18 protein-coding genes are annotated in these 19,529 nt (G+C 73.1%); 8 read left to right on the top strand and 10 right to left on the bottom strand.

The window, feature by feature from the left end:
• Positions 1-103: 103 nt before the first annotated feature.
• The 3 genes from D1J63_RS19770 to D1J63_RS19760 are packed head-to-tail and all read right to left on the bottom strand — an operon-like array spanning position 104 to position 2,449.
• Positions 104-1,294, bottom strand: coding sequence for a hypothetical protein (locus tag D1J63_RS19770; RefSeq protein ID WP_125630384.1), 1,191 nt, complete (start codon positions 1,292-1,294; stop codon positions 104-106).
• A gap of 3 nt (positions 1,295-1,297) precedes the next feature.
• On the bottom strand, positions 1,298-1,552 hold the full coding sequence (locus D1J63_RS19765) for a MoaD/ThiS family protein (protein WP_030403605.1): 255 nt from the start codon (positions 1,550-1,552) through the stop codon (positions 1,298-1,300).
• Between the two features lie 36 nt (positions 1,553-1,588).
• Positions 1,589-2,449, bottom strand: coding sequence for an alpha/beta fold hydrolase (locus D1J63_RS19760; RefSeq protein ID WP_206307630.1), 861 nt, complete (start codon positions 2,447-2,449; stop codon positions 1,589-1,591).
• Between the two features lie 229 nt (positions 2,450-2,678).
• On the opposite strand from D1J63_RS19760, the gene D1J63_RS19755 reads away from it, so the two are divergent.
• The 5 genes from D1J63_RS19755 to D1J63_RS19735 all read left to right on the top strand — a co-directional run bounded on the left by D1J63_RS19755 (position 2,679) and on the right by D1J63_RS19735 (position 7,973).
• Positions 2,679-3,482 (top strand): response regulator transcription factor, encoded by an 804-nt coding sequence (locus D1J63_RS19755; RefSeq protein WP_125630382.1) that lies wholly within the window; start codon positions 2,679-2,681, stop codon positions 3,480-3,482.
• A 42-nt stretch (positions 3,483-3,524) separates the two neighbouring features.
• On the top strand, positions 3,525-4,547 hold the full coding sequence (locus D1J63_RS19750) for a LacI family DNA-binding transcriptional regulator (protein ID WP_087808575.1): 1,023 nt from the start codon (positions 3,525-3,527) through the stop codon (positions 4,545-4,547).
• Between the two features lie 99 nt (positions 4,548-4,646).
• Positions 4,647-5,684: a trypsin-like peptidase domain-containing protein gene (locus D1J63_RS19745; protein ID WP_176154763.1), complete on the top strand. Its 1,038-nt coding sequence runs from the start codon at positions 4,647-4,649 to the stop codon at positions 5,682-5,684.
• Between the two features lie 73 nt (positions 5,685-5,757).
• Positions 5,758-6,498 carry a response regulator transcription factor gene (locus tag D1J63_RS19740; protein ID WP_125630378.1) on the top strand — a complete coding sequence of 247 codons (741 nt, stop codon included), beginning with the start codon at positions 5,758-5,760 and terminating at the stop codon, positions 6,496-6,498.
• Positions 6,495-7,973 carry a HAMP domain-containing sensor histidine kinase gene (locus D1J63_RS19735; protein ID WP_125630376.1) on the top strand — a complete coding sequence of 493 codons (1,479 nt, stop codon included), beginning with the start codon at positions 6,495-6,497 and terminating at the stop codon, positions 7,971-7,973. Before D1J63_RS19740 ends, D1J63_RS19735 begins: the two co-directional genes overlap by 4 nt.
• Here D1J63_RS19735 and D1J63_RS19730 read toward each other — a convergent pair.
• Positions 7,948-8,349, bottom strand: coding sequence for a RidA family protein (locus D1J63_RS19730; protein ID WP_125630374.1), 402 nt, complete (start codon positions 8,347-8,349; stop codon positions 7,948-7,950). The two genes, D1J63_RS19735 and D1J63_RS19730, sit on opposite strands and share 26 nt — an antisense overlap.
• Before the next feature lie 101 nt (positions 8,350-8,450).
• On the opposite strand from D1J63_RS19730, the gene D1J63_RS19725 reads away from it, so the two are divergent.
• On the top strand, positions 8,451-8,834 hold the full coding sequence (locus D1J63_RS19725) for a helix-turn-helix domain-containing protein (RefSeq protein ID WP_125630372.1): 384 nt from the start codon (positions 8,451-8,453) through the stop codon (positions 8,832-8,834).
• A gap of 42 nt (positions 8,835-8,876) precedes the next feature.
• On the opposite strand, the gene D1J63_RS19720 is transcribed toward D1J63_RS19725, so the two are convergent.
• The gene (locus tag D1J63_RS19720) at positions 8,877-10,703 is read right to left on the bottom strand and encodes a bifunctional metallophosphatase/5'-nucleotidase (protein ID WP_125630370.1); all 1,827 of its coding nucleotides are present in this window, start codon (positions 10,701-10,703) and stop codon (positions 8,877-8,879) included.
• A gap of 184 nt (positions 10,704-10,887) precedes the next feature.
• Here D1J63_RS19720 and mshD point away from each other — a divergent pair, with 184 nt between their 5' ends.
• Positions 10,888-11,817, top strand: coding sequence for a mycothiol synthase (gene mshD, locus D1J63_RS19715; RefSeq protein WP_125630368.1), 930 nt, complete (start codon positions 10,888-10,890; stop codon positions 11,815-11,817).
• Between the two features lie 286 nt (positions 11,818-12,103).
• Here the strand turns inward: mshD and D1J63_RS19710 are convergent, their stop codons facing one another.
• The 5 genes from D1J63_RS19710 to D1J63_RS19690 are packed head-to-tail and all read right to left on the bottom strand — an operon-like array spanning position 12,104 to position 16,610.
• Positions 12,104-12,790, bottom strand: coding sequence for an ABC transporter (locus tag D1J63_RS19710; protein WP_164712894.1), 687 nt, complete (start codon positions 12,788-12,790; stop codon positions 12,104-12,106).
• Positions 12,778-14,298: an ABC transporter permease gene (locus tag D1J63_RS19705; RefSeq protein ID WP_125630366.1), complete on the bottom strand. Its 1,521-nt coding sequence runs from the start codon at positions 14,296-14,298 to the stop codon at positions 12,778-12,780. Before D1J63_RS19705 ends, D1J63_RS19710 begins: the two co-directional genes overlap by 13 nt.
• Positions 14,295-15,155, bottom strand: a complete 861-nt coding sequence (locus tag D1J63_RS19700) for an ABC transporter ATP-binding protein (RefSeq protein WP_061443957.1) — start codon at positions 15,153-15,155, stop codon at positions 14,295-14,297. The genes D1J63_RS19705 and D1J63_RS19700 overlap by 4 nt, the downstream gene beginning before the upstream one ends.
• 52 nt (positions 15,156-15,207) lie before the next feature.
• Positions 15,208-16,071, bottom strand: coding sequence for a zf-HC2 domain-containing protein (locus D1J63_RS19695; protein WP_125630364.1), 864 nt, complete (start codon positions 16,069-16,071; stop codon positions 15,208-15,210).
• Positions 16,068-16,610 (bottom strand): RNA polymerase sigma factor, encoded by a 543-nt coding sequence (locus tag D1J63_RS19690; protein ID WP_125630362.1) that lies wholly within the window; start codon positions 16,608-16,610, stop codon positions 16,068-16,070. The genes D1J63_RS19695 and D1J63_RS19690 overlap by 4 nt, the downstream gene beginning before the upstream one ends.
• A gap of 259 nt (positions 16,611-16,869) precedes the next feature.
• On the opposite strand from D1J63_RS19690, the gene D1J63_RS19685 reads away from it, so the two are divergent.
• The gene (locus tag D1J63_RS19685) at positions 16,870-19,254 is read left to right on the top strand and encodes an RNA degradosome polyphosphate kinase (RefSeq protein ID WP_125630360.1); all 2,385 of its coding nucleotides are present in this window, start codon (positions 16,870-16,872) and stop codon (positions 19,252-19,254) included.
• The last annotated feature ends 275 nt before the right edge of the window (positions 19,255-19,529 follow it).

Below are 19,529 nucleotides of genomic sequence, written 5' to 3'. Positions count from 1 at the left end.
GGCCCCCGGCGCCCCCCGGGTTTTGTCGAACAGCTGTGACAGGGGGCGCCGACACCTGTGACGGGGGCCGCCGTTGCCCGGGGACGCGGTGCCGCGCGGGGGCTCAGGCCAAGGCCCGGCCCAGGACGTACACGGCCGGGGCCGCCGCCGCGAGGGGCAGGGCCACGCCCGCCGTGAAGTGGACGAAGCGGGAGGGGTAGTCGTACGCCGCGACCCGCAGGCCGATCAGCGCGCAGACCGCCGCGCCCGCACCGAGCAGCGCACCCGAGGCCCCGAAGTCCGTCATCGAGCCGGCCGCGATCCCCGCCCCGGCCGCCGCGAGCAGCGCGACCACCACGGACGCCGGGGTCGGCAACGGCAGCGCGCGGGCCACGGCGGCCACGGCCACCGCGATCCCGCCGACGGCCACCGCGTCCGCGTCGGCGGCGAGATATCCGCCCGCGACGACGGCCAGGGCCGCCGCGGCGATCGTCGCCATCAGGCCGTACATCCGCTCGTCGGGGTCGGCGTGCGAGCGGAGCTGGAGGACGAGGGAGAGCAGCACCCACACCCCGAGCGTGCCGAGGATCGCCGCCGGGGAGCGGTCCGACACCAGCAGCGCCGCGTCGGCGGCGAGCGCCCCCAGGAAGCCCAGCGCGATGCCCTGCCGGGCGGGCCACATGCCGTTCAGCCGGAACCAGCCCGCCGCGGTGACCGCCTGGAGGACGACGAGCGGGACGAGGAGGGCGTAGGTGCCGAGCGCCGCCGCTCCCGACAGCAGCAGCCCGAGCAGCGCGGTGAGACCGGCCGGCTGCATGCCCGGGTCGATGATCGGCGATCGCCCTTCGGCCCGGGCCCGCTGCGCGTCGGTGATCCGCGTGTTCCCCGCGACGGTGGCCGGGCCGTAACCGGGCTCGTCGGAGGAGGAGACGGAGGGGGAGGGAGAGGCGGAAGCCGGGGACGGTGCGGGCGCGGGGGGCTCGTACGGCTGCGGCTGCGGCTGGGGCTGCGGCGCGTACGGCTGTGCCTGGGACTGGTACGGCTGCGGCTGTCCGTACCCCTGCGGCGGGTACGGCTCAGGTTGCGGCTGGGCGTACGGCGGCAGGTACGCCGTCTCCTCCGCGGAGACCGGCGGCTGCACCTGCGTCTCCCAGGTCTGCCCCTGCCACTGCTGCGTGTACTGGCCGGCGTCCGGGTCCGGCTGCTGCTCGCCGTAGCCCTGGTACGACTGGTACGGCTGCTGCCCGGGCCACGCCTGCGCGTCGTGTCCCTCGTACGGTTGCTGCCCGTACGGCTGATGCGGCTGGTCGGTCATCGCTCACCCTCCTGCGAACGGCGGGAGCACCTCGACCGTGCCGCCCTCGGCCAGCCGTACCGTCTCATGCCCGCGGGTGCCCACGGGGTCGCCGTCGACCAGGAACGAGCAGCGCAGCAGCACGCGCGTGAGTTCGCCGGGGTGGCGCTCGCGCACCGCGTCCAGCGCGTCGGCGAGCGTCGCCGCGTCGTACGGCTCCTCGGCCACCCCCGCCGCGGCCTTCGCGGCGGCCCAGTAGCGCACCGTGACCTTTGCCATCTCGTTCCTTCGTCGTCGGCGATGAACAACGTCAGGCTAGCCCGCCGCCGCCACCGCCCAGTCGCCGATGCGGTGCAGCAGGGCCTCGTCGGAGGCGTTCTCGGCATGGCCCATGCCGGGTTCCAGCCAGAGTTCGCCGTGGTCGCCGGCCGCCTCGGCCAGCATCCGGGGGTGGTCGAGGGGGAAGTAGCCGTCCCGGTCGCCGTGCACGACCAGCAGTGGCGTCGGCGCGATCCGCGGCACCGCCTCCACCGGCGACAGCGGCACCGGGTCCCAGTCCCGGTGGTGGATCCGGGTGCGCAGGCCGTAGCGGCCCACCAGGCGCCCGGTGGGGCGCATCACCAGCCAGTGCAGCCGGCGCATGGGTGCCGTGCCCCGGTAGTACCAGCGGGCGGGGGAGCTGACCGACACGACGGCGTCCGTGCCCGCCTCCTCGTCGCCGGCGTACAGGGCGGCGTGCCGCAGGACCACCGAGCCGCCCATGGAGAAGCCGACGGTCGCCACGCGCGCGTGCCCGAAGCCGCGCGCCCACGCGACCGCCGCGGCCAGGTCGAGCACCTCGCGGTCCCCGACCGTGGACCGTCCGCCGGAGGCTCCGTGGCCCCGGAAGGAGAACGTGACCACGGCACCGTGCCGCGCGAACGCCGCCGCGATCCGCCGTACGTGCGGCCGGTCCGCGTCGCCCGTAAACCCGTGCGCGACGACGAAGACCAGGTCAGAGGGGTCGCGTCGGTTCGGTCCCGGCTCGTACACGGCATCGACGGGGACACCGTCGGCCGTACGGAGGAAGGTGCGCGCGGGCGTGCGGCGCGGCGCTCCCCGGGGCGTCTCGGGATGCGGACGATTGTCTGGACGACGGGTGGAACGCGCCACATGACCCGCCGGTCGGTTGCTCATGTCGGCTATTCTGCTGGGCAGAGGACTCGGGCACCGTAGCCCCCGGGTCCTTTCGTGCTTTCGGGAGCGATGCCGGGCGGTCGTCGGGCGGTCGCCGGGCATTCACCTCCCGGACGCCACCAGTACGAAGCAGTGCCGCAAACGTCCTCGCAGGGACCCAGGAGGAACCAGACGTTATGGGCGAGCGAACCGGGCACGACCACAAACCGTCCCAGGCAGGTGGGGCGCGATGAGTTCTCTGCTGCTCCTGACCAACGCCCTCCAGCCGTCGACGGAGGTGCTCCCCGCCCTCGGACTGCTGCTGCACAACGTACGCGTCGCCCCCGCCGAGGGCCCCGCGCTCGTCGACACCCCCGGCGCCGACGTCATCCTCGTCGACGGCCGCCGCGACCTCCCCCAGATCCGCAGCCTGTGCCAGCTGCTGCGCTCCACGGGCCTGAGCTGCCCCCTCGTCCTCATCGTCACCGAGGGCGGGCTCGCCGCCGTCACCGCCGACTGGGGCATCGACGACGTACTCCTCGACACCGCCGGCCCCGCGGAGGTCGAGGCGCGGCTGCGGCTGGCCACCGGCCGCCAGCAGCTCGGCGGCGACGACTCCCCCATGGAGATCCGCAACGGCGACCTGTCGGTGGACGAGGCGACGTACTCCGCGAAGCTCAAGGGCCGGGTCCTGGACCTGACCTTCAAGGAGTTCGAGCTGCTGAAGTACCTCGCCCAGCACCCGGGCCGCGTGTTCACCCGCGCCCAGCTGCTCCAGGAGGTGTGGGGCTACGACTACTTCGGCGGCACCCGCACGGTCGACGTGCACGTACGGCGGCTGCGCGCCAAGCTCGGCCCCGAGCACGAGTCGCTGATCGGCACCGTCCGCAACGTCGGCTACCGCTTCGTGACGCCGGAGAAGACGGACAAGCCCGAGAAGGGCGAGAAGGCCGAGAAGAGCGGGAGCAGCGGGAAGAGCGAGCAGGCCGGGAAGCCCGGGAAGGCGGCCGCCGAGAAGACCGAGGCGGCGGGCGCAAGGTCATCCAAGGTGTGATACGCCCTGCCCGGAGCGGGTCCATCCGCGTAGACTCCGCGCGTGGCCAAGGTGACTCGGGACGATGTGGCGCGGCTGGCGGGGACTTCCACCGCCGTCGTCAGCTACGTCATCAACAACGGACCCCGGCCGGTCGCCCCGGCCACGCGCGAGCGTGTCCTCGCCGCGATCAAGGAACTGGGGTACCGCCCGGACCGGGTCGCCCAGGCGATGGCGTCGCGGCGCACGGACCTCATAGGGCTGATCGTGCCGGACGCGCGCCAGCCGTTCTTCGCGGAGATGGCGCACGCGGTCGAGTGGGCCGCCTCCGAGCGCGGGAAAATGGTCCTCGTCGGCAACAGCGACTACGTCGGCGAGCGCGAGGTCCACTACCTGCGCGCCTTCCTCGGCATGCGGGTGTCCGGCCTGATCCTGGTCAGCCACGCGCTGAACGACAACGCCGCCGCCGAGATCGACGCCTGGGACGCCCGGGTGGTCCTGCTGCACGAGCGCCCCGAGGCCATCGACGACGTCGCCGTCGTCACCGACGACCTGGGCGGCGCCCAGCTCGCCGTACGCCACCTGCTGGAGCACGGGTACGCGTACGTCGCCTGTATGGGCGGCACCGCCGAGACCCCGTCCGTCGGCGACCCGGTCTCCGACCACGTCGAGGGCTGGAAGCGCGCGATGAAGGAGGCCGGGCTCTCCACCGAGGGCCGGCTCTTCGAGGCGCCGTACAACCGCTACGACGCCTACCGGGTGGGCCTGGAGCTGCTCTCCGGCCCGCAGCGCCCGCCCGCGATCTTCTGCTCCACCGACGACCAGGCGATCGGCCTGCTGCGCGCGGCCCGCGAGCTGCGCATCGACGTCCCCGGCGAGCTGGCGGTGGCCGGTTTCGACGACATCAAGGAGGCGGATCTCGCCGACCCGCCCCTGACGACGGTCGCCTCGGACCGCTCGGCGATGGCGCGGGCCGCGGTGGACCTGGTCCTCGACGACGGTCTGCGGGTGGCGGGCTCCCGGCGCGAGCGGCTGAAGGTGTTCCCGTCGCAGCTGGTGGTCCGGCAGTCCTGCGGCTGCGCGTAGGACACCGTCCGACTTCTTTATATCGGGCATACGAGGTTCTGCCGGGCTTCTCAGACAGCACTCAGGCCGCTCTCATCCGAGGGCGGGAAGCTCATGGACATGACCGAGAGCCTCCGCCCGAACGGCGAGTACGAGCACGCGAACCCGTACCAGGGAACCCACCAGCACGCCTCCTCTCCCGTCAACCCGGAGTGGCCGCCCCCGCCGGCGCAGCCGCCCGGGAACCACCCCACGCAGCCGCTGCCCGAGCCGCCGCACGGCAAGCGCCCGGCCAGGCGGCGCGGCCCCGCCGCCCTGCTCGTGGCCGTGGCGATCGTCGCGGCCGCCGTCGGCGGCGGCACGGCGTACGGCATCCAGGAGCTGACCGGCGGCGACACCGTCGCCGCCGGCGCGACCAGCACCAACGTGGTGCCCTCCAGCCAGAAGGGCACGGTCTCCGGGGTCGCGAAGGCGGTCAGCCCGAGCATCGTCGAGATCAACGCCACCTCGAACGCCGGCTCCTCCACCGGCTCCGGCGTGATCATCACCGACGACGGCGAGATCGTCACCAACAACCACGTCGTCGCCGGCGCCTCGTCCGTCAAGGTGACGACGAACGACGGCAAGCAGTACACCGCCGAGGTCGTCGGCACCGACAGCAAGAAGGACCTCGCGCTGATCAAGCTGGAGAACGCCTCCGGCCTCAAGGCCGCGACCCTCGGCGACTCCGACGGCATCGGGGTCGGCGACCAGGTCGTCGCCATCGGCTCTCCCGAGGGCCTGACCGGCACCGTGACCAGCGGCATCGTCTCCGCGCTCGACCGCGACGTGACCGTCTCGACGGACGAGGGCCAGCAGCAACAGCAGCAGCGGCAGGGCGGCCAGTGGCCGTTCGAGTTCGGCGGGCAGCAGTTCAACGGCGACACCGGCTCGTCCACGACGACGTACAAGGCGATCCAGACCGACGCGTCCCTCAACCCGGGCAACTCCGGCGGCGCCCTGATCGACATGAACGGCAACATCATCGGCATCAACTCCGCGATGTACTCGGCGACCGAGTCCTCCGCGAGCGCGGGCAGCGTGGGCCTGGGCTTCGCCATCCCGATCAACACGGTGAAGGCGGACCTGCCCGAGCTGCGGGCGGGTGCGAGCAACTGACCGGGGGCGAGAACGTGCGACGCTGAAGGCGTTGGCAGCTCCCGTACCCACCGCATCCGAGGATCCCGAGACCATGAGCCCCGCAGACGGCGACCGTGACCGTGAGACCCAGCGCATCCTGATCGTCGACGACGAGCCGGCGGTCCGCGAGGCCCTCCAGCGCAGCCTCGCCTTCGAGGGCTACGGCACCGAGGTCGCCGTCGACGGCGCCGACGCCCTGGAGAAGGCCGCCGCGTACCGTCCCGACCTCGTCGTCCTGGACATCCAGATGCCCCGCATGGACGGCCTGACCGCCGCCCGCCGCATCCGCGGCGCGGGCGACCTCACCCCGATCCTGATGCTGACGGCCCGCGACACGGTCGGGGACCGGGTGACCGGCCTGGACGCGGGGGCGGACGACTACCTGGTCAAGCCGTTCGAGCTGGACGAGCTGTTCGCCCGTATCCGCGCGCTGCTGCGCCGCAGCTCCTACGCGGCGGCGGTGGCGGCCACCGCGGAGGACGAGGACACCCTCGCCTTCGCCGACCTGACCATGGACCTGGCCACACGCGAGGTCACGCGGGCCGGGCGCCCGGTCGAGCTGACCCGCACGGAGTTCACCCTGCTGGAGATGTTCATGGCGCACCCGCGCCAGGTCCTCACCCGGGAGCAGATCCTGAAGGCCGTCTGGGGCTTCGACTTCGAACCGTCCTCGAACTCCCTCGACGTGTACGTCATGTACCTGCGCCGCAAGACCGAGGCGGGCGGCGAGCCGCGCCTCGTGCACACCGTCCGCGGCGTCGGCTACGTCCTGCGGCAGGGCGGCGCGGAGTGACCTCCCTCGCCCGCCGGGTCCGCGCCCTGCCCATCCGGGCGCGGCTGTCACTGCTGGTGGCGGCGGCGGTGGCGTTCGCGGTGGCGGCGGTTTCGGTGACGTGCTGGTTCATCGTCCAGGGGCGGCTGTACGACCAGGTCGACAGCGACCTCAAGAAGGCCACGATGCTGAACGACCCGCAGCAGCGTGACCAGGCCAGGGAAGCGCTCAACAACTGCTCGCAGACCCCGCGGGAAGGCGTCAACGGCCTGCGGACGACCTACTCCCAGGTGGTCACGGCGACCGGGACGGTCTGCTTGTTCAGCACCTCGGTGGGTCAGATCAAGGTGACGGAAGCCGACCAGGAGGTGATCGAGAACGGTTCGCCCCGCGAGGGCAGCTTCCGCAACGGCACGGCCGAGGACGGCACCGAACTGCGCGTGCTGACCCTGCCGGTGACCATCACCAACCCGGTCACGCAGGAGAGAGCGGGCGCCGCGCTCATCGCCGCCGTACCGCTGAAGGGCACCCAGACCACGCTCAACGACCTTGCGCTGATCCTCCTCCTCGTCTCCGGAATCGGAGTCCTCGGCGCCGGCGTCGCCGGGCTGTGGGTGGCACGCACCGGCCTGCGTCCCGTCGACGAACTCACCGAGGCCGTCGAGCACGTCGCCCGCACCGAGGACCTCACCGTCCGCATCCCGGTCGAGGACGACAGCGACGACGAGATCGCCCGCCTCTCCCGCTCCTTCAACAGCATGACCTCGTCCCTGGCCAGCTCCCGCGACCTCCAGCAGCAGCTGATCGCCGACGCCGGCCACGAACTGCGCACCCCCCTCACCTCCCTGCGCACCAACATCGAGCTGCTCACCCGCAGCGAGGAGACCGGCCGCCCGATCCCGGAGGCCGACCGCAAGGCGCTCCTCGCCTCGGTCAAGGCCCAGATGACGGAGCTGGCGGCGCTCATCGGCGACCTCCAGGAACTCTCCCGCCCCGACACCGGCCAGCACGCGGGCCGCACCCGCATCCTCGCCTGGCAGGACGTCGTCGAGTCGGCGCTGCGCCGCGCCCGGCTGCGCGGCCCGGAGCTGACGATCAACGCGGACGTGCACCCCTGGTACGTACGGGCGGAACCGGCCGCGCTGGAACGCGCGGTGGTCAACATCCTGGACAACGCGGTGAAGTTCAGCCCGGACGGCGGCACGATCGACGTACGCCTCGCCGACGGCGTCCTCACCGTCCGCGACCACGGCCCCGGCATCCCCGCCGACGAACTCCCCCACGTCTTCGACCGCTTCTGGCGCTCCCCGAGCGCCCGCGCGCTGCCCGGCTCGGGCCTGGGCCTGTCCATCGTGGCGCGGACGGTGCAGCAGGCGGGCGGCACGGTGGGCCTGACCCGGGCCGAGGGCGGCGGAACCACCGCCACGATCCGGCTGCCGGGGGCGCCCGTGCCGCCGCCGGAGGGAGACCTCAGGCAGGCAGCCGAAGATCGATGACGAAGCCGATCTCGACGACCTGACCGGGCAGGGTCAGCTCGGTCACGCCCAGGACCGTGCTGGCCGGACGGTGCCCGCCGAAGTACGCCAGATTGCCCCGCGCCACCGCGGCGGCGTGCTGCCGCAGGTCCACGACGTACAGGGTCTGCGACACGATCTGGTTGCGGGTTGCTCCGTAGTGGTCCAGGACCCGGTCCATGTTGGCGTGCGTGCGCCGGAGCTGGGCGGCGAAGTCGCCCCCGTCCGGAAACTCACCCGCCTCGTCGAACGCGAGCTGCCCGGAGACGTGGACCAGCTCGCCCGACCTGATCGCCTGGGAGTAGCCGAAGTCGTCCTCGGCCGGCACGTCGAAACGGAACACATCGTGGGTGGTCATGGTGCTCGCCCTTCCGGCTGACTCTCTTGTGGTTACTCGGAAACCGTAGGAGAGTGAGGGCTGAACTGGAAGAACGCACTTTTCGGTGACTGGGGTACCTGATGGTGACCAAGCAACTGCTCAACGGCCTGCCCGAGGACGCGGACCTGCGGCGCGCGGACTCCCTGGCCCGGGAGATCTTCTCGGACGTCGCCAACAAGTGGGCCCTCCTGATCATCGAGGCGCTGGGCGAACGCACCCTGCGCTTCAGCGAGGTGCGCGGCGAGGTCGAGGGCATCAGCCACAAGATGCTCACCCAGAATCTGCGGATGCTGGAGCGCAACGGCCTGGTCCACCGCACGGTGCATCCGACCGTGCCGCCGAAGGTCGAGTACACCCTCACCGAACCGGGCCGCGCCCTGCGCGCCACGGTCGACGCGATCTGCGACTGGACCCAACGGCACCTCGGTCACATCGAGGAAGCACGGGAGCGGTTCGACGCCTGAGCGGCGTCACGGGGCACTCGGCCGAGTGCCCCGTGCTCGTGCCTACTGCACGACCGTGATCCGGTCCGCCGCCGGGGGCGTGATCGGGTCGGTCGCCGAGGAGTTGGCGGTCAGGTACTGCTCGAAGGCCGCCAGGTCGTCCGCGCCGACGAGTTCGTTCGTGCCCTCGCCCAGCGTGGTGAAGCCGTCGCCGCCGCCCGCGAGGAAGCTGTTCGACGCGACGCGGTAGGTGGCCGTCGGGTCGATCGGGGCGCCGTTCAGACGGATGGAGTCCGTCACCACCCGGTCCGCGCCCGACTTGGTCAGGTCCAGGGTGTAGGTGAGGCCGGACGAGATCTGGAGGATCTTCGGGGACGCCTCGTTCGGGCCGCTGACCTGCTCCTTAAGGACCTGGATCAGCTGGGCGCCCGTGTAGTCCCTGAGGTTCACCGTGTTGGCGAAGGGCTGGACCGTGAAGCCCTCGGCGTACGTGACGACACCGTCGCCCTCCGCGCCCGAGGCCGCGTAGGTCAGCGGGGCGCGGATGCCGCCCGGGTTCATCAGGGCCAGGTCGGTCTCCGGGTCCTGTGTCTTGCCGTACGCGAACTGCGCGTCGGCGATCAGGTCGCCCAGCGGGGACTCGGTGCCGTTCCGGTCGATGTCGGCGGAGACGTAGCCGATGGGGCGGTTGCCGATCGGGGCGGCGAGGGTGCTCCACCTGTCGATCAGGCGGGTCATGTCCGGCGCCTTGGGAACGTCGCGCGTCACCACGTGGTTCGCCGACTTCACCGACGTACGGGCGATGTCACCCGTCGCGCGGTCGTACGTCAGCGTGGTGTCCGTGTACAGGCGGCCGAAGGACGAGGCCGACGTGACCATGCGCGGGTTGCCCGCCGGGTCGGGGATCGTGCAGACGTACGCGTTGTGGGTGTGGCCGGTGACCAGCGCGTCCACCTGCGGGGTGATGTTCTTGGCGATGTCGACGATCGGACCCGAGATGCCGTCGCCCGCGCCCGGGGAGTCGCAGTCGTAGTTGTAGGAGGACGAGGCCGGGAAGCCGCCCTCGTGGATGAGCGCGACGATCGACTTCACGCCCTGGCGCTGCAGCTCCTTGGCGTACTTGTTGATCGTCTCGACCTCGTCCTTGAACTGCAGGCCCTTCACGCCCTCGGCCGAGACGATGTTCGGGGTGCCCTCCAGGGTCACGCCGATGAAGCCGACCTTGACGCCCCGCTGCTTCCACACCCAGTAGGGCTTGAGGATGGGCTTGCCCGTCTTCTCGTCGAGGACGTTCGCCGCCAGGTAGGGGAAGTCGGCGCCCTCGAACTCCTTGTCCGTGTAGCAGCCCTCGGTGGGGTGGCAGCCGCCGTTCTGGAGGCGGGCCAGTTCCCTGGCGCCCTCGTCGAACTCGTGGTTGCCGACGCTCGTCACGTCCAGGTCGAGCTTGTTCAGCGCCTCGATCGTCGGCTCGTCGTGGAAGAGGCCGGACAGCAGGGGGGACGCGCCGACCATGTCGCCGCCCGCGGCGGTGATGGAGTAGCGGTTGCCCTCGCGGGCCTCGCGCAGGTGGGTGGCCAGGTACTCGATGCCGCCCGCGTCGATCGTCTTCGTCGTGCCGTCCGGCTGGACCTCGGTGACGCGGCCGGAGGATCCGGCGGGCGGCTCCAGGTTGCCGTGCAGGTCGTTGAAGGAGAGGAGTTGGACGTCCTGGTAGCGGCCGTGGCCCTTCCCGTGGCCGCCATGGCCCCGGGCGTCTGCGCCCGTGCTCGCCGAGGCCGGCAGGGCCGCCGCGGCGAGCGCCCCGGCGGTGACGACGGTGGCGGCCGCGACGAGGAGACGGCTGGTACGGCGTCTGCGACGCGGCTGGTGCGACTGTGCTGTGGCTGGCATGCGCCCCCCTGTGGGTGTGCGTGGCGCGAGCCGCTGAGGAGACGGCTCGTCGGCGCAGCAGCCTAGAGTCAACGCGCGTAGCGCGACAGGGGCTTCCGGGTTACGACCTGGTTTAACTTCACTCCCTTCGTCCTCCTCGTCCGCTGCCGCCGCTCCGCCCCGCCCTCCCCTTACTCTCGTATGCATGACCAGCGACGACACCGTGCGGCCCGGCCGCCCCCGCTCGATCGAGACCCTCGCCGAACTCACGCCGGAGCAGACCGACGCCGTCCTCGCCCTGCTCACCGACGCGGCCCGGAACGACGGGCAGCACGCCGTGTCCGAGCAGGGCCGGCTGCAGTTGCGCGGGCCCGCGCGGGAGGGCGTCGCGCATCTGCTGCTCACCGTCGGCGACGACGAACTCGTCGGCTACGCCCAACTGGAGGGCACCGACCCGGTCGAGCCGCCGGCCGCCGAACTGGTCGTCCACCCCTCTCACCGGGGTCAGGGCCACGGGCGGGCCCTGGGCTCCGCCCTGCTCGCCGCCTCGGGCAAGCGGCTGCGCGTCTGGGCGCACGGCGGGCACTCCGCCGCCCGGCATCTCGCGCAGGTGCTCGGGCTGTCCCTGTTCCGGGAACTGCGGCAGATGCGGCGCCCGTTGGCCGGTCTGGAGCTGCCGGAGCCGCGCCTGCCCGAGGGTGTGAGTGTGCGTGCCTTCGTGCCCGGGCAGGACGACGCGGCCTGGCTCGCCGTGAACGCCGCCGCCTTCGCCCACCACCCGGAACAGGGCTCGCTCACCCAGCGGGACCTCGACGACCGAAAGGCCGAGTCGTGGTTCGACCCGGCGGGCTTCTTCCTCGCCGAGCGGGACGGCGAGCTGATCGGCTTCCACTGGACCAAGGTGCACGCGGAGGAGGGGCTCGGCGAGGTGTACGTCCTCGGCATCCGCCCCGACACCCAGGGCGGCGGCCTGGGCAAGGCCCTCACCACGATCGGCCTGCGGCACCTGGAGGGGCAGGGCCTGCCCACGGCGATGCTGTACGTCGACGCCGACAACAAGGCCGCCGTGTCGGTCTACGAACGCCTCGGCTTCACCACCCACGAGACGGACCTGATGTACCGCACGGAGACGTGACCCACCGACGGGCCGTACGGGGAGCGGTCCCCGGCGTCCGGCCGCACGGGAGCGGTCGCCAGCCGCCTGGCCGCACGGGAGCGGTTACTGACCTCCTGGCTGCACGGGAACGGTCACCGGCCGTCCGGCCGCACGGGAACGGTCTCCGGCCGCCTGGCCGTACGGGGAGCGGTCCCCGGCGTCCGGCCGCACGGGAACGGTCACCAGCCGCCTGGCCGCACGGAACGGTCACCGGCCTCCTGGCTGCACGGGAACGGTCACCGGCCGTCCGGCCGCACGGGAACGGTCACCGGCCGTCCGGCCGTATGAGGGCCGGACGCCGGCCGCGTCCGCGCCCCAGCGGCTCCGGCCCGCACGCCGCCCCCACCAGGACCACCGCCGCCGCCAGCACCGCCCACCGCTCGTGCCCGGCGGACCAGCGCGGGTCCTCGGCCTGGACGAACAGCGCCCAGCCCTCCGGCGCGAGCAGGGGCGCGAGAACGGCCGTGAGCAGCAGGGCCGCCGCGACGAACGGACCCGGACGGGCATCGTCCGTCAGCCGTACGGCCAGGGCCGCAGCGGCGAGGGCGAAGGCGCCCACCGTCACCGCCTCCAGGGTGACCCCGCCGACCGGGGGCCGGGACGCCGAGGGCGTCAGGAGCAGTACGGCCGTCCACCACAGCGCGGCGAGCGGCGCGACCAGGGCCACCCGCAGCGCCTGCCGGACGAGCCTCGGCGTCGGCACGGGCGCGGTGAGGTGGCGGGCCGGGTCGTCCAGCAGGAAGGCCAGGCCGAGTGCGCCGGTCAGGGCGGCGCCCCGCAGCAGTAACAACGTCTGCCAGGGGGCCGGTTCGGCGCCGGTCGCGGCCGGGGTGGCGGCGACCAGCAGGCCGAGGGCGCCCGCCGCGGCCAGGGCCCGCCAGGGGAGCGTGCGCCACAGTGGGCCGACCAGGTCCACCGTCAGCGATCCCCGGGACGCCGTCAGTCCTCGCACGAGTCCGCCTTCTTCGGGCCGGGCACGCCGAGGAGTTCGGCGACGCGGGCGGTCGTGACACCCGGTGCGGTCAGTTCGGCCCAGTGCTTCTTGACCCGGGCCCCGGTCCCGGCGGGCGGGTTCTCCAGCAGACGGCGTACGACGTCCGTCTGGCCCTCGGTCATGGACAGCGGGTCGGTGGGCGACAGGACGATCGCGGAGCCCGTCACGCTGTCGTCGAGGCGGACCCGGCGCAGGGCGTCCATCGGGTCGTCCTGCCAGCTCAGGGAGAGCCACATGACGGTGACCATCCGCCCGTCGCACAGCTCGCTGCCGGCCGCCTCCGTGCCCGCGACGAGGACGGCGGCGACCGCGCTGGAGAACTCGGGGACCCGGTTGCCGCCCCAGGCGGTGCCCACGGTGACCCGGTGCGGTTCGGTCGACGCGGGGATCGAGGCGTCGGTGCCCGGCCCGTAGCGGGCGTCGATCCGCTGCCGTACGACGAGTGGCCGGTCGTGCGCGGAGCCGCCGGCCACGGCCTGGACCCGGTCCACGACCTCGGCCCAGGCGCCGGTGCGGGGCGCCCACTCGGGGAGGGCGCAGTACGTCGAACCGCCGTGCTCGGCGCAGGTGAGGTCGGGGTCCGCCGAGGCGTGCTCGCGGGCCGCGGTCAGCTCCGGCGACGGCGTCACACCCCGGGCCTGGAGCACACCGCCGGTCACCGCGGCGGCGAGGCTCAGGGCGAGGCCGGCCCGGACGAACGCACCGCGTCCGCCGGCGACGGCCATGGCGAGGAAGGCGATGCACAGGGCCGCGCCCGCCAGGTACAGGGCGTGCCAGGCGGCGGGGCGTCCCAGCAGGTCGGAGGGCAGGGAGTCGGGGCCGATCACGGGGACGGCCGGTGCCAGCCAGGACAGCCCGCTCGCCTCGCTCGGCCCGGTCCCGAGAACGAACACGAACAGGAGCACGACCACCAGCAGGGGTGCGGCGAAGGCCGACATCGTCAGGCGGCCGAGCAGCACCCCAAGCGTCCCGAACGCCAGCACCGTCAGCGGCCCCACGGCCAGCTCGGCCGGCGAACCGTGTCCGACCGCACCCGGCTTGAGCGCCTCCCAGCCGAACTGCCCGGCCACGCAGACGGCGGTGAGCAGGGCGGCCGGTACGACGGACAGCGCGTGGGCGGCCGTACGGCGCCAGGGCTGCAGGACCAGCGTCGCGAAGTGCGGCTCGGTGCCGTGCCGTTCGGAGCGCACCACCGCGCGGGCGGCGCACAGCAGGACGGCGAGGCCGACGAGCATCGGCATGGACTGGGTGGCGCGGTCGGCGTCCTGGAGGACGGGGTTGCCGTCCCAGGAGTCCCGTGTACGCCAGACGATCCAGGCGACGTAGGCCACGAAGGCGATGACGACGGGAATGCTCAGCAGCAGCCTGCGGGCCTCGAACCGGGCGAGGGCGAGCACGGCCCGCGCTCCGCGGTCGTGGAGCGGTGTCTGCACGGGCGCGGACTCCTCCACCGCTACGGCGCTCACGCGGCCACCTCCGTGCCGGCGTCGTCCAGGACGAGCAGGTAGCCGTCCTCCAGGGTGGGGGCGGCGGGCTCGGCTCCCGGGGGCGGGTCGCCCACGTTCCGGAAGGAGCCGGTGCCGGTGCGCCACCCGGCCTTGGCGCCGGGGTCCTTCTCCGTGCTGCTCCACACCCTTCCGGCGGCCCGCGCCGTCAGCTCGGCCGGGGTCCCGTCGAACCGCACGGCGCCGGCCGCCATGACGATCACCCGGTGGCAGAGCATCGCCACGTCCTCGGTCTGGTGGGTGGACAGGAGCACGGTCCGCCCCTCCCCCGCCTCGGCGATCAGCTCCCTGAACCGCATCCGCTGCTCGGGGTCGAGACCGACGGTCGGCTCGTCGAGCACCAGAAACCCCGGGTCGCCCACCAGCGCGGCGGCCAGCGCGACCCGCTGCCGCATGCCGCCGGACAGCTTCTTGATCCGGCGTCCGCGCACGTCCCCGAGGTCGACCTCCTCCAGGACCCGCCGGACCTCGCGGTGCCGTTCCCTGCGGTCCGCCAGTTCCTTGAGGATCGCCACGTAGTCGACGAACTCGAAGGCGGTGAAGTCCGGGTGGAAGCCGGGCGTCTGCGGCAGATAACCGAGCCGCCGCCGCACCTCCTGGCGTCCGCGCGAGGTCCCGGGGTCGTGCCCGAGCACGGTGAAGGCGCCCCGGTCGGCGGGGACGGCGGTGGCGAGCACGCGCAGCAGCGTGGTCTTCCCCGCGCCGTTGGGCCCGAGCAGACCGGTGACGCCCGGGGTGAGCCGCAGCGACACGTCGTCGAGGGCGCGGGTGCGCCCGTAGTGCAGGCTCAGCCCGGAGGCGGAGACGGTGGGGGTCATACGGCACTCCCGTACGTGAAGGGAATCAGGAAGGAGGAGGGGTCGGCGAAGCTCACGCGGGGCCGCGCGCGAAGACGTCGAACCGGTCGCGGAACAGGAAGAGCAGCCCGGCGCCCAGCGCCGCCACGAGCCCGGAGACGCCCTGCCCGGCCGCGGTGAACGGTGCGAGCGTGCCCTCCCCGGCCCCGCGCGCCGCGTCGGCGGCCAGCAGCACGAGGGCCCAGGCGACCACGAGCACGGAGGGCGCGGTCACCGGCCCCAGCCGGGGGGCCAGCGCGAGCCCGGTCGTGGCGAGGGCGAGCCCGGGCAGCAGCCAGGCCAGGGCGGCCGGCCCGAACCCGGGCAGCGCTAGGCTGGCCAGGCCGCCCACCCCGAGCGCCACAACGAGCACGGCGACCGTGCGGATCATCAGCAGCCGGAAGCCGTGCATCGGCGAGACGACGGCCATCTCGTGCGTCGGGTCGAGCGCGGGCCCATAGGCGAGCGCCACCGAGACCAGCGGCAGCAGCGGGGCGCAGGCCAGGAACAGCGTGGGCCGGTCGGCGGCGCCAGCCGCGACGGCCACGAGGAAGGTCACGAGCAGCACGGCGGCGAGCGCGCCGAACCAGGACCGGCGCAGGACGGGGGTGGCCGCGAGCAGCCGCGCCGTGCCGTCGCCCACGCCGCACCGCACGAGCAGCCGCTCGAACCGGCCCGGCCGGGGGGCGTCCAGCTCGGCGTCGAGCCGTTCCCAGCCCGCGTCCAGCGCCGCGGTGTCGCTCACCGCGGCGAGGGTGCCCCGGCAGGTGGCGCAGGCGGTCAGGTGGGCGTCGGCGGACCAGAGCGCGGGCGCCGCCAACTCACCCCGGGCATAGGCCCGCAGGTCGTCCTCGTCCACATGCCAGGCGTCCCCGCGTCGGCTGTCCTCGATCGTCATGCCAGCGCCTCCCGCAGCTGCCGGCGGGCCCGCAACGCCCGCGTCTTGACCGTGCCCGGCGGGATGCCGAGCAGGACGGCCGCCTCACGGGTGGTCAGCCCGTCGACGACGGTGGCCTGGAGCACCGCGCGCAGCTCCGGCGAGAGCCTTATGAGCGCGCCGGCGAGGTCCCCGTGCTCGACCCCGGCGAGGACGCGCTCCTCCGCCGAGACCTCGTCCCGGTGCCGCAGGCGGGCCAGCGCCTGCCGCAGCCGCCCGCGCGCGCCGTCGCCGCGCAGCACGTCGATCAGCCGCCGCGAACCGATCCGCCACAGCCACCCGGCCACGTCCCCGTCCTCCCGATAGCGGGCGCTGCCGCGCCACACCGCGAGGAAGGTCTCCTGCACCACGTCGTCGACCACGGCGGGGTCGGCGCAGCGGCCGCGCATCCGGGCGGTCAGCCAGGGCGCGTACCGGCGGTACAGCTCCTCGAAGGCGCGCCGGTCGGCATCCGCCGCGACGGCCCGCAGCAGCTCCCCGTCGCTTCTCGTTTCGCTCACATCTCCTCATCGCACGGGCCCGCCCGATCGGTTCACACGATCTCAGGGGAGTTCGCCGGATGCCGCGGAGGCCCGATCGGAGGCGCGTATCGGGGCCCTTGTCGGGGCCCTTGTCGAGGCGGCTGTCGAGGCGGCTGTCAAGGGAGGTGTCGAGCCGCGTGTCGAAGCGAGTATCGAGGCGGGTACCGGAGGCCCGTAGCTATCCCGCACGTCATGTCCCCGTAACCATTGATTCAGACAGCCTTGCGAGGCTCACCGAATGAAGCCGACCGAGCCGCAGCCTTCCGGGCCCTTCAGGTCCTCCGGGCCTTCCGTGCCTTCCGACGCGCCTGACCGGCGCGCGGCGCGGAAGAATGGGTTCATGAGGCAGCCGAACACCCAGGCAGAGGTCCAGCCCACGCAGCACACGCCGCACGCGCACCCGCAGCAGGCGCAGCACCCGCAGCCGTCCGTGGGCTCCATCGCGGCGCACCGCCCGGACACCGTGGCCGCCACGGTCTCCGGCCTGGAGCCGGACATCGACGCCGACCTCGACGCGTACGAGGAGTCGGAGGAGTCCCAGGACGGCGGCGCCCGGCTCCCGCAGGGCCGTTTCCTGGACCGCGAGCGCAGCTGGCTCGCGTTCAACGAACGTGTTCTCGAACTGGCCGAGGACCCGAGCACGCCGCTGCTGGAGCGGGCCAACTTCCTCGCGATCTTCGCCAGCAACCTGGACGAGTTCTTCATGGTCCGCGTCGCCGGCCTCAAGCGCCGCATCGCGACCGGCGTCGCCACCCGCTCCGCCTCCGGCCTCCAGCCCCGCGAGGTCCTCGACATGATCTGGGCCCGCTCGCGCGAGCTGATGGCCCGGCACGCCGCCTGCTTCCACGAGGACGTCGCCCCGGCCCTCGCCGACGAGGGCATCCACCTGGTCCGCTGGAACGAGCTGGCCGAGAAGGAGCAGGCCCGCCTGTTCACCCTCTTCCGGCACCGCATCTTCCCGGTCCTCACCCCCCTCGCGGTGGATCCGGCGCACCCCTTCCCGTACATCTCGGGCCTCTCCCTCAACCTCGCGGTCGTCGTCCGCAACCCCGTCACGGGCCACCGCCACTTCGCCCGCGTCAAGGTCCCGCCGCTGCTCTCCCGCTTCCTGGAGGCCTCCCCGGGCCGCTACGTCCCCGTCGAGGACGTGATCGCGGCCCACCTGGAGGAGCTGTTCCCGGGCATGGAGGTGCTGGAGCACCACACCTTCCGCCTCACCCGCAACGAGGACCTGGAGGTGGAGGAGGACGACGCGGAGAACCTGCTCCAGGCCCTGGAGAAGGAGCTGATGCGGCGGCGCCTGGGCCCGCCCGTCCGCCTGGAGGTCGAGGAGTCGGTCGACCGCGAGGTGCTCGACCTCCTCGTCCGCGAGCTGAAGATCGGCGAGGCGGAGGTCTACCCGCTGCCCGGCCCGCTGGACCTCACCGGTCTTTTCCGCATCCACAGCCTGGACCGGCCCGAGCTGAAGTACCCGAAGTTCGTCGCCGGCACCCACCGCGACCTCGCCGAGGTCGAGTCCGCGTCCGCGCCGGACATCTTCGCCGCCCTGCGCACCAAGGACGTCCTGCTCCACCACCCGTACGACTCCTTCTCCACCTCCGTGCAGGCCTTCCTGGAGCAGGCCGCCACCGACCCGGACGTCCTCGCGATCAAGCAGACGCTGTACCGGACCTCCGGCGACTCCCCCATAGTCGACGCGCTCATCGAGGCGGCCGAGTCCGGCAAGCAGGTCCTCGTCCTGGTGGAGATCAAGGCCCGCTTCGACGAGTCCGCCAACATCAAGTGGGCCCGCAAGCTGGAGGAGTCCGGCTGCCACGTCGTCTACGGCCTGGTGGGCCTGAAGACCCACTGCAAGCTCTCCCTGGTCGTACGGCAGGAGGGCGAGACGCTGCGCCGGTACAGCCACGTCGGCACCGGCAACTACCACCCGAAGACGGCCCGCCTCTACGAGGACCTGGGCCTGCTCACCTCGGACCCGCAGGTCGGCGCGGACCTCTCCGACCTGTTCAACCGCCTCTCCGGCTACTCCCGGCGCGAGACCTACCGCCGCCTGCTCGTCGCGCCCAAGTCGCTGCGCGACGGCCTGGTCTCCCGCATCCACAAGGAGATCCAGCACCACCGCGCGGGGCGTCCCGCCTACGTCCGCATCAAGGTCAACTCAATGGTCGACGAGGCCGTGGTCGACGCCTGCTACCGCGCGTCCCAGGCCGGTGTGCCGGTCGACGTGTGGGTGCGCGGCATCTGCGCGCTGCGCCCCGGGGTGCCGGGCCTCTCGGAGAACATCCGGGTCCGCTCGGTCCTCGGCCGCTTCCTGGAGCACTCGCGCGTCTTCGCCTTCGGCAACGGCGGCGAGCCCGAGGTGTGGCTCGGCAGCGCCGACATGATGCACCGCAACCTCGACCGCCGGATAGAGGCCCTGGTCCGGGTCACCGACCCGGCCCACCGGGCGGCCCTGAACCGGCTCCTCGAGAACGGCATGTCCGACACCACCGCCTCCTGGCACCTCGGCCCGGACGGCGAGTGGACCCGGCATTCGACCGACGCGGACGGCCAGCCCCTGCGCAACATCCAGGAGATGCTCATAGACGCCCGGAGGCGCCGGCGTGGCACAGCGACACCTTGACCCGACGGATCACCCGACGGATCACCCGACGAACCCCACGGCGACCGCCGGACCGCCCCGTACGGCGGGCGCACACAGGGAAACGGGCCCCGACCGGGACGCGGCCCCGGACGCCCGGGCCGGTCTGGACCCGGACGACTCACCCGCCGTGGCGGAGACGGGCTCGGACAGCACGCAGATCGGGACCCGTACGGGCGCAGGCAGCGCACACGCGGGTGCGTCCACGACCTCGGGCAACCCGCACGCCGGAGCGGGTACGGGCGGCACGAGCGCCC

The organism is Streptomyces sp. KPB2 (assembly GCF_003950055.1).
GTDB classification, from domain to species: Bacteria; Actinomycetota; Actinomycetes; order Streptomycetales; family Streptomycetaceae; genus Streptomyces; species Streptomyces salinarius.
This window is presented reverse-complemented; position numbering and strand designations above follow the sequence as displayed.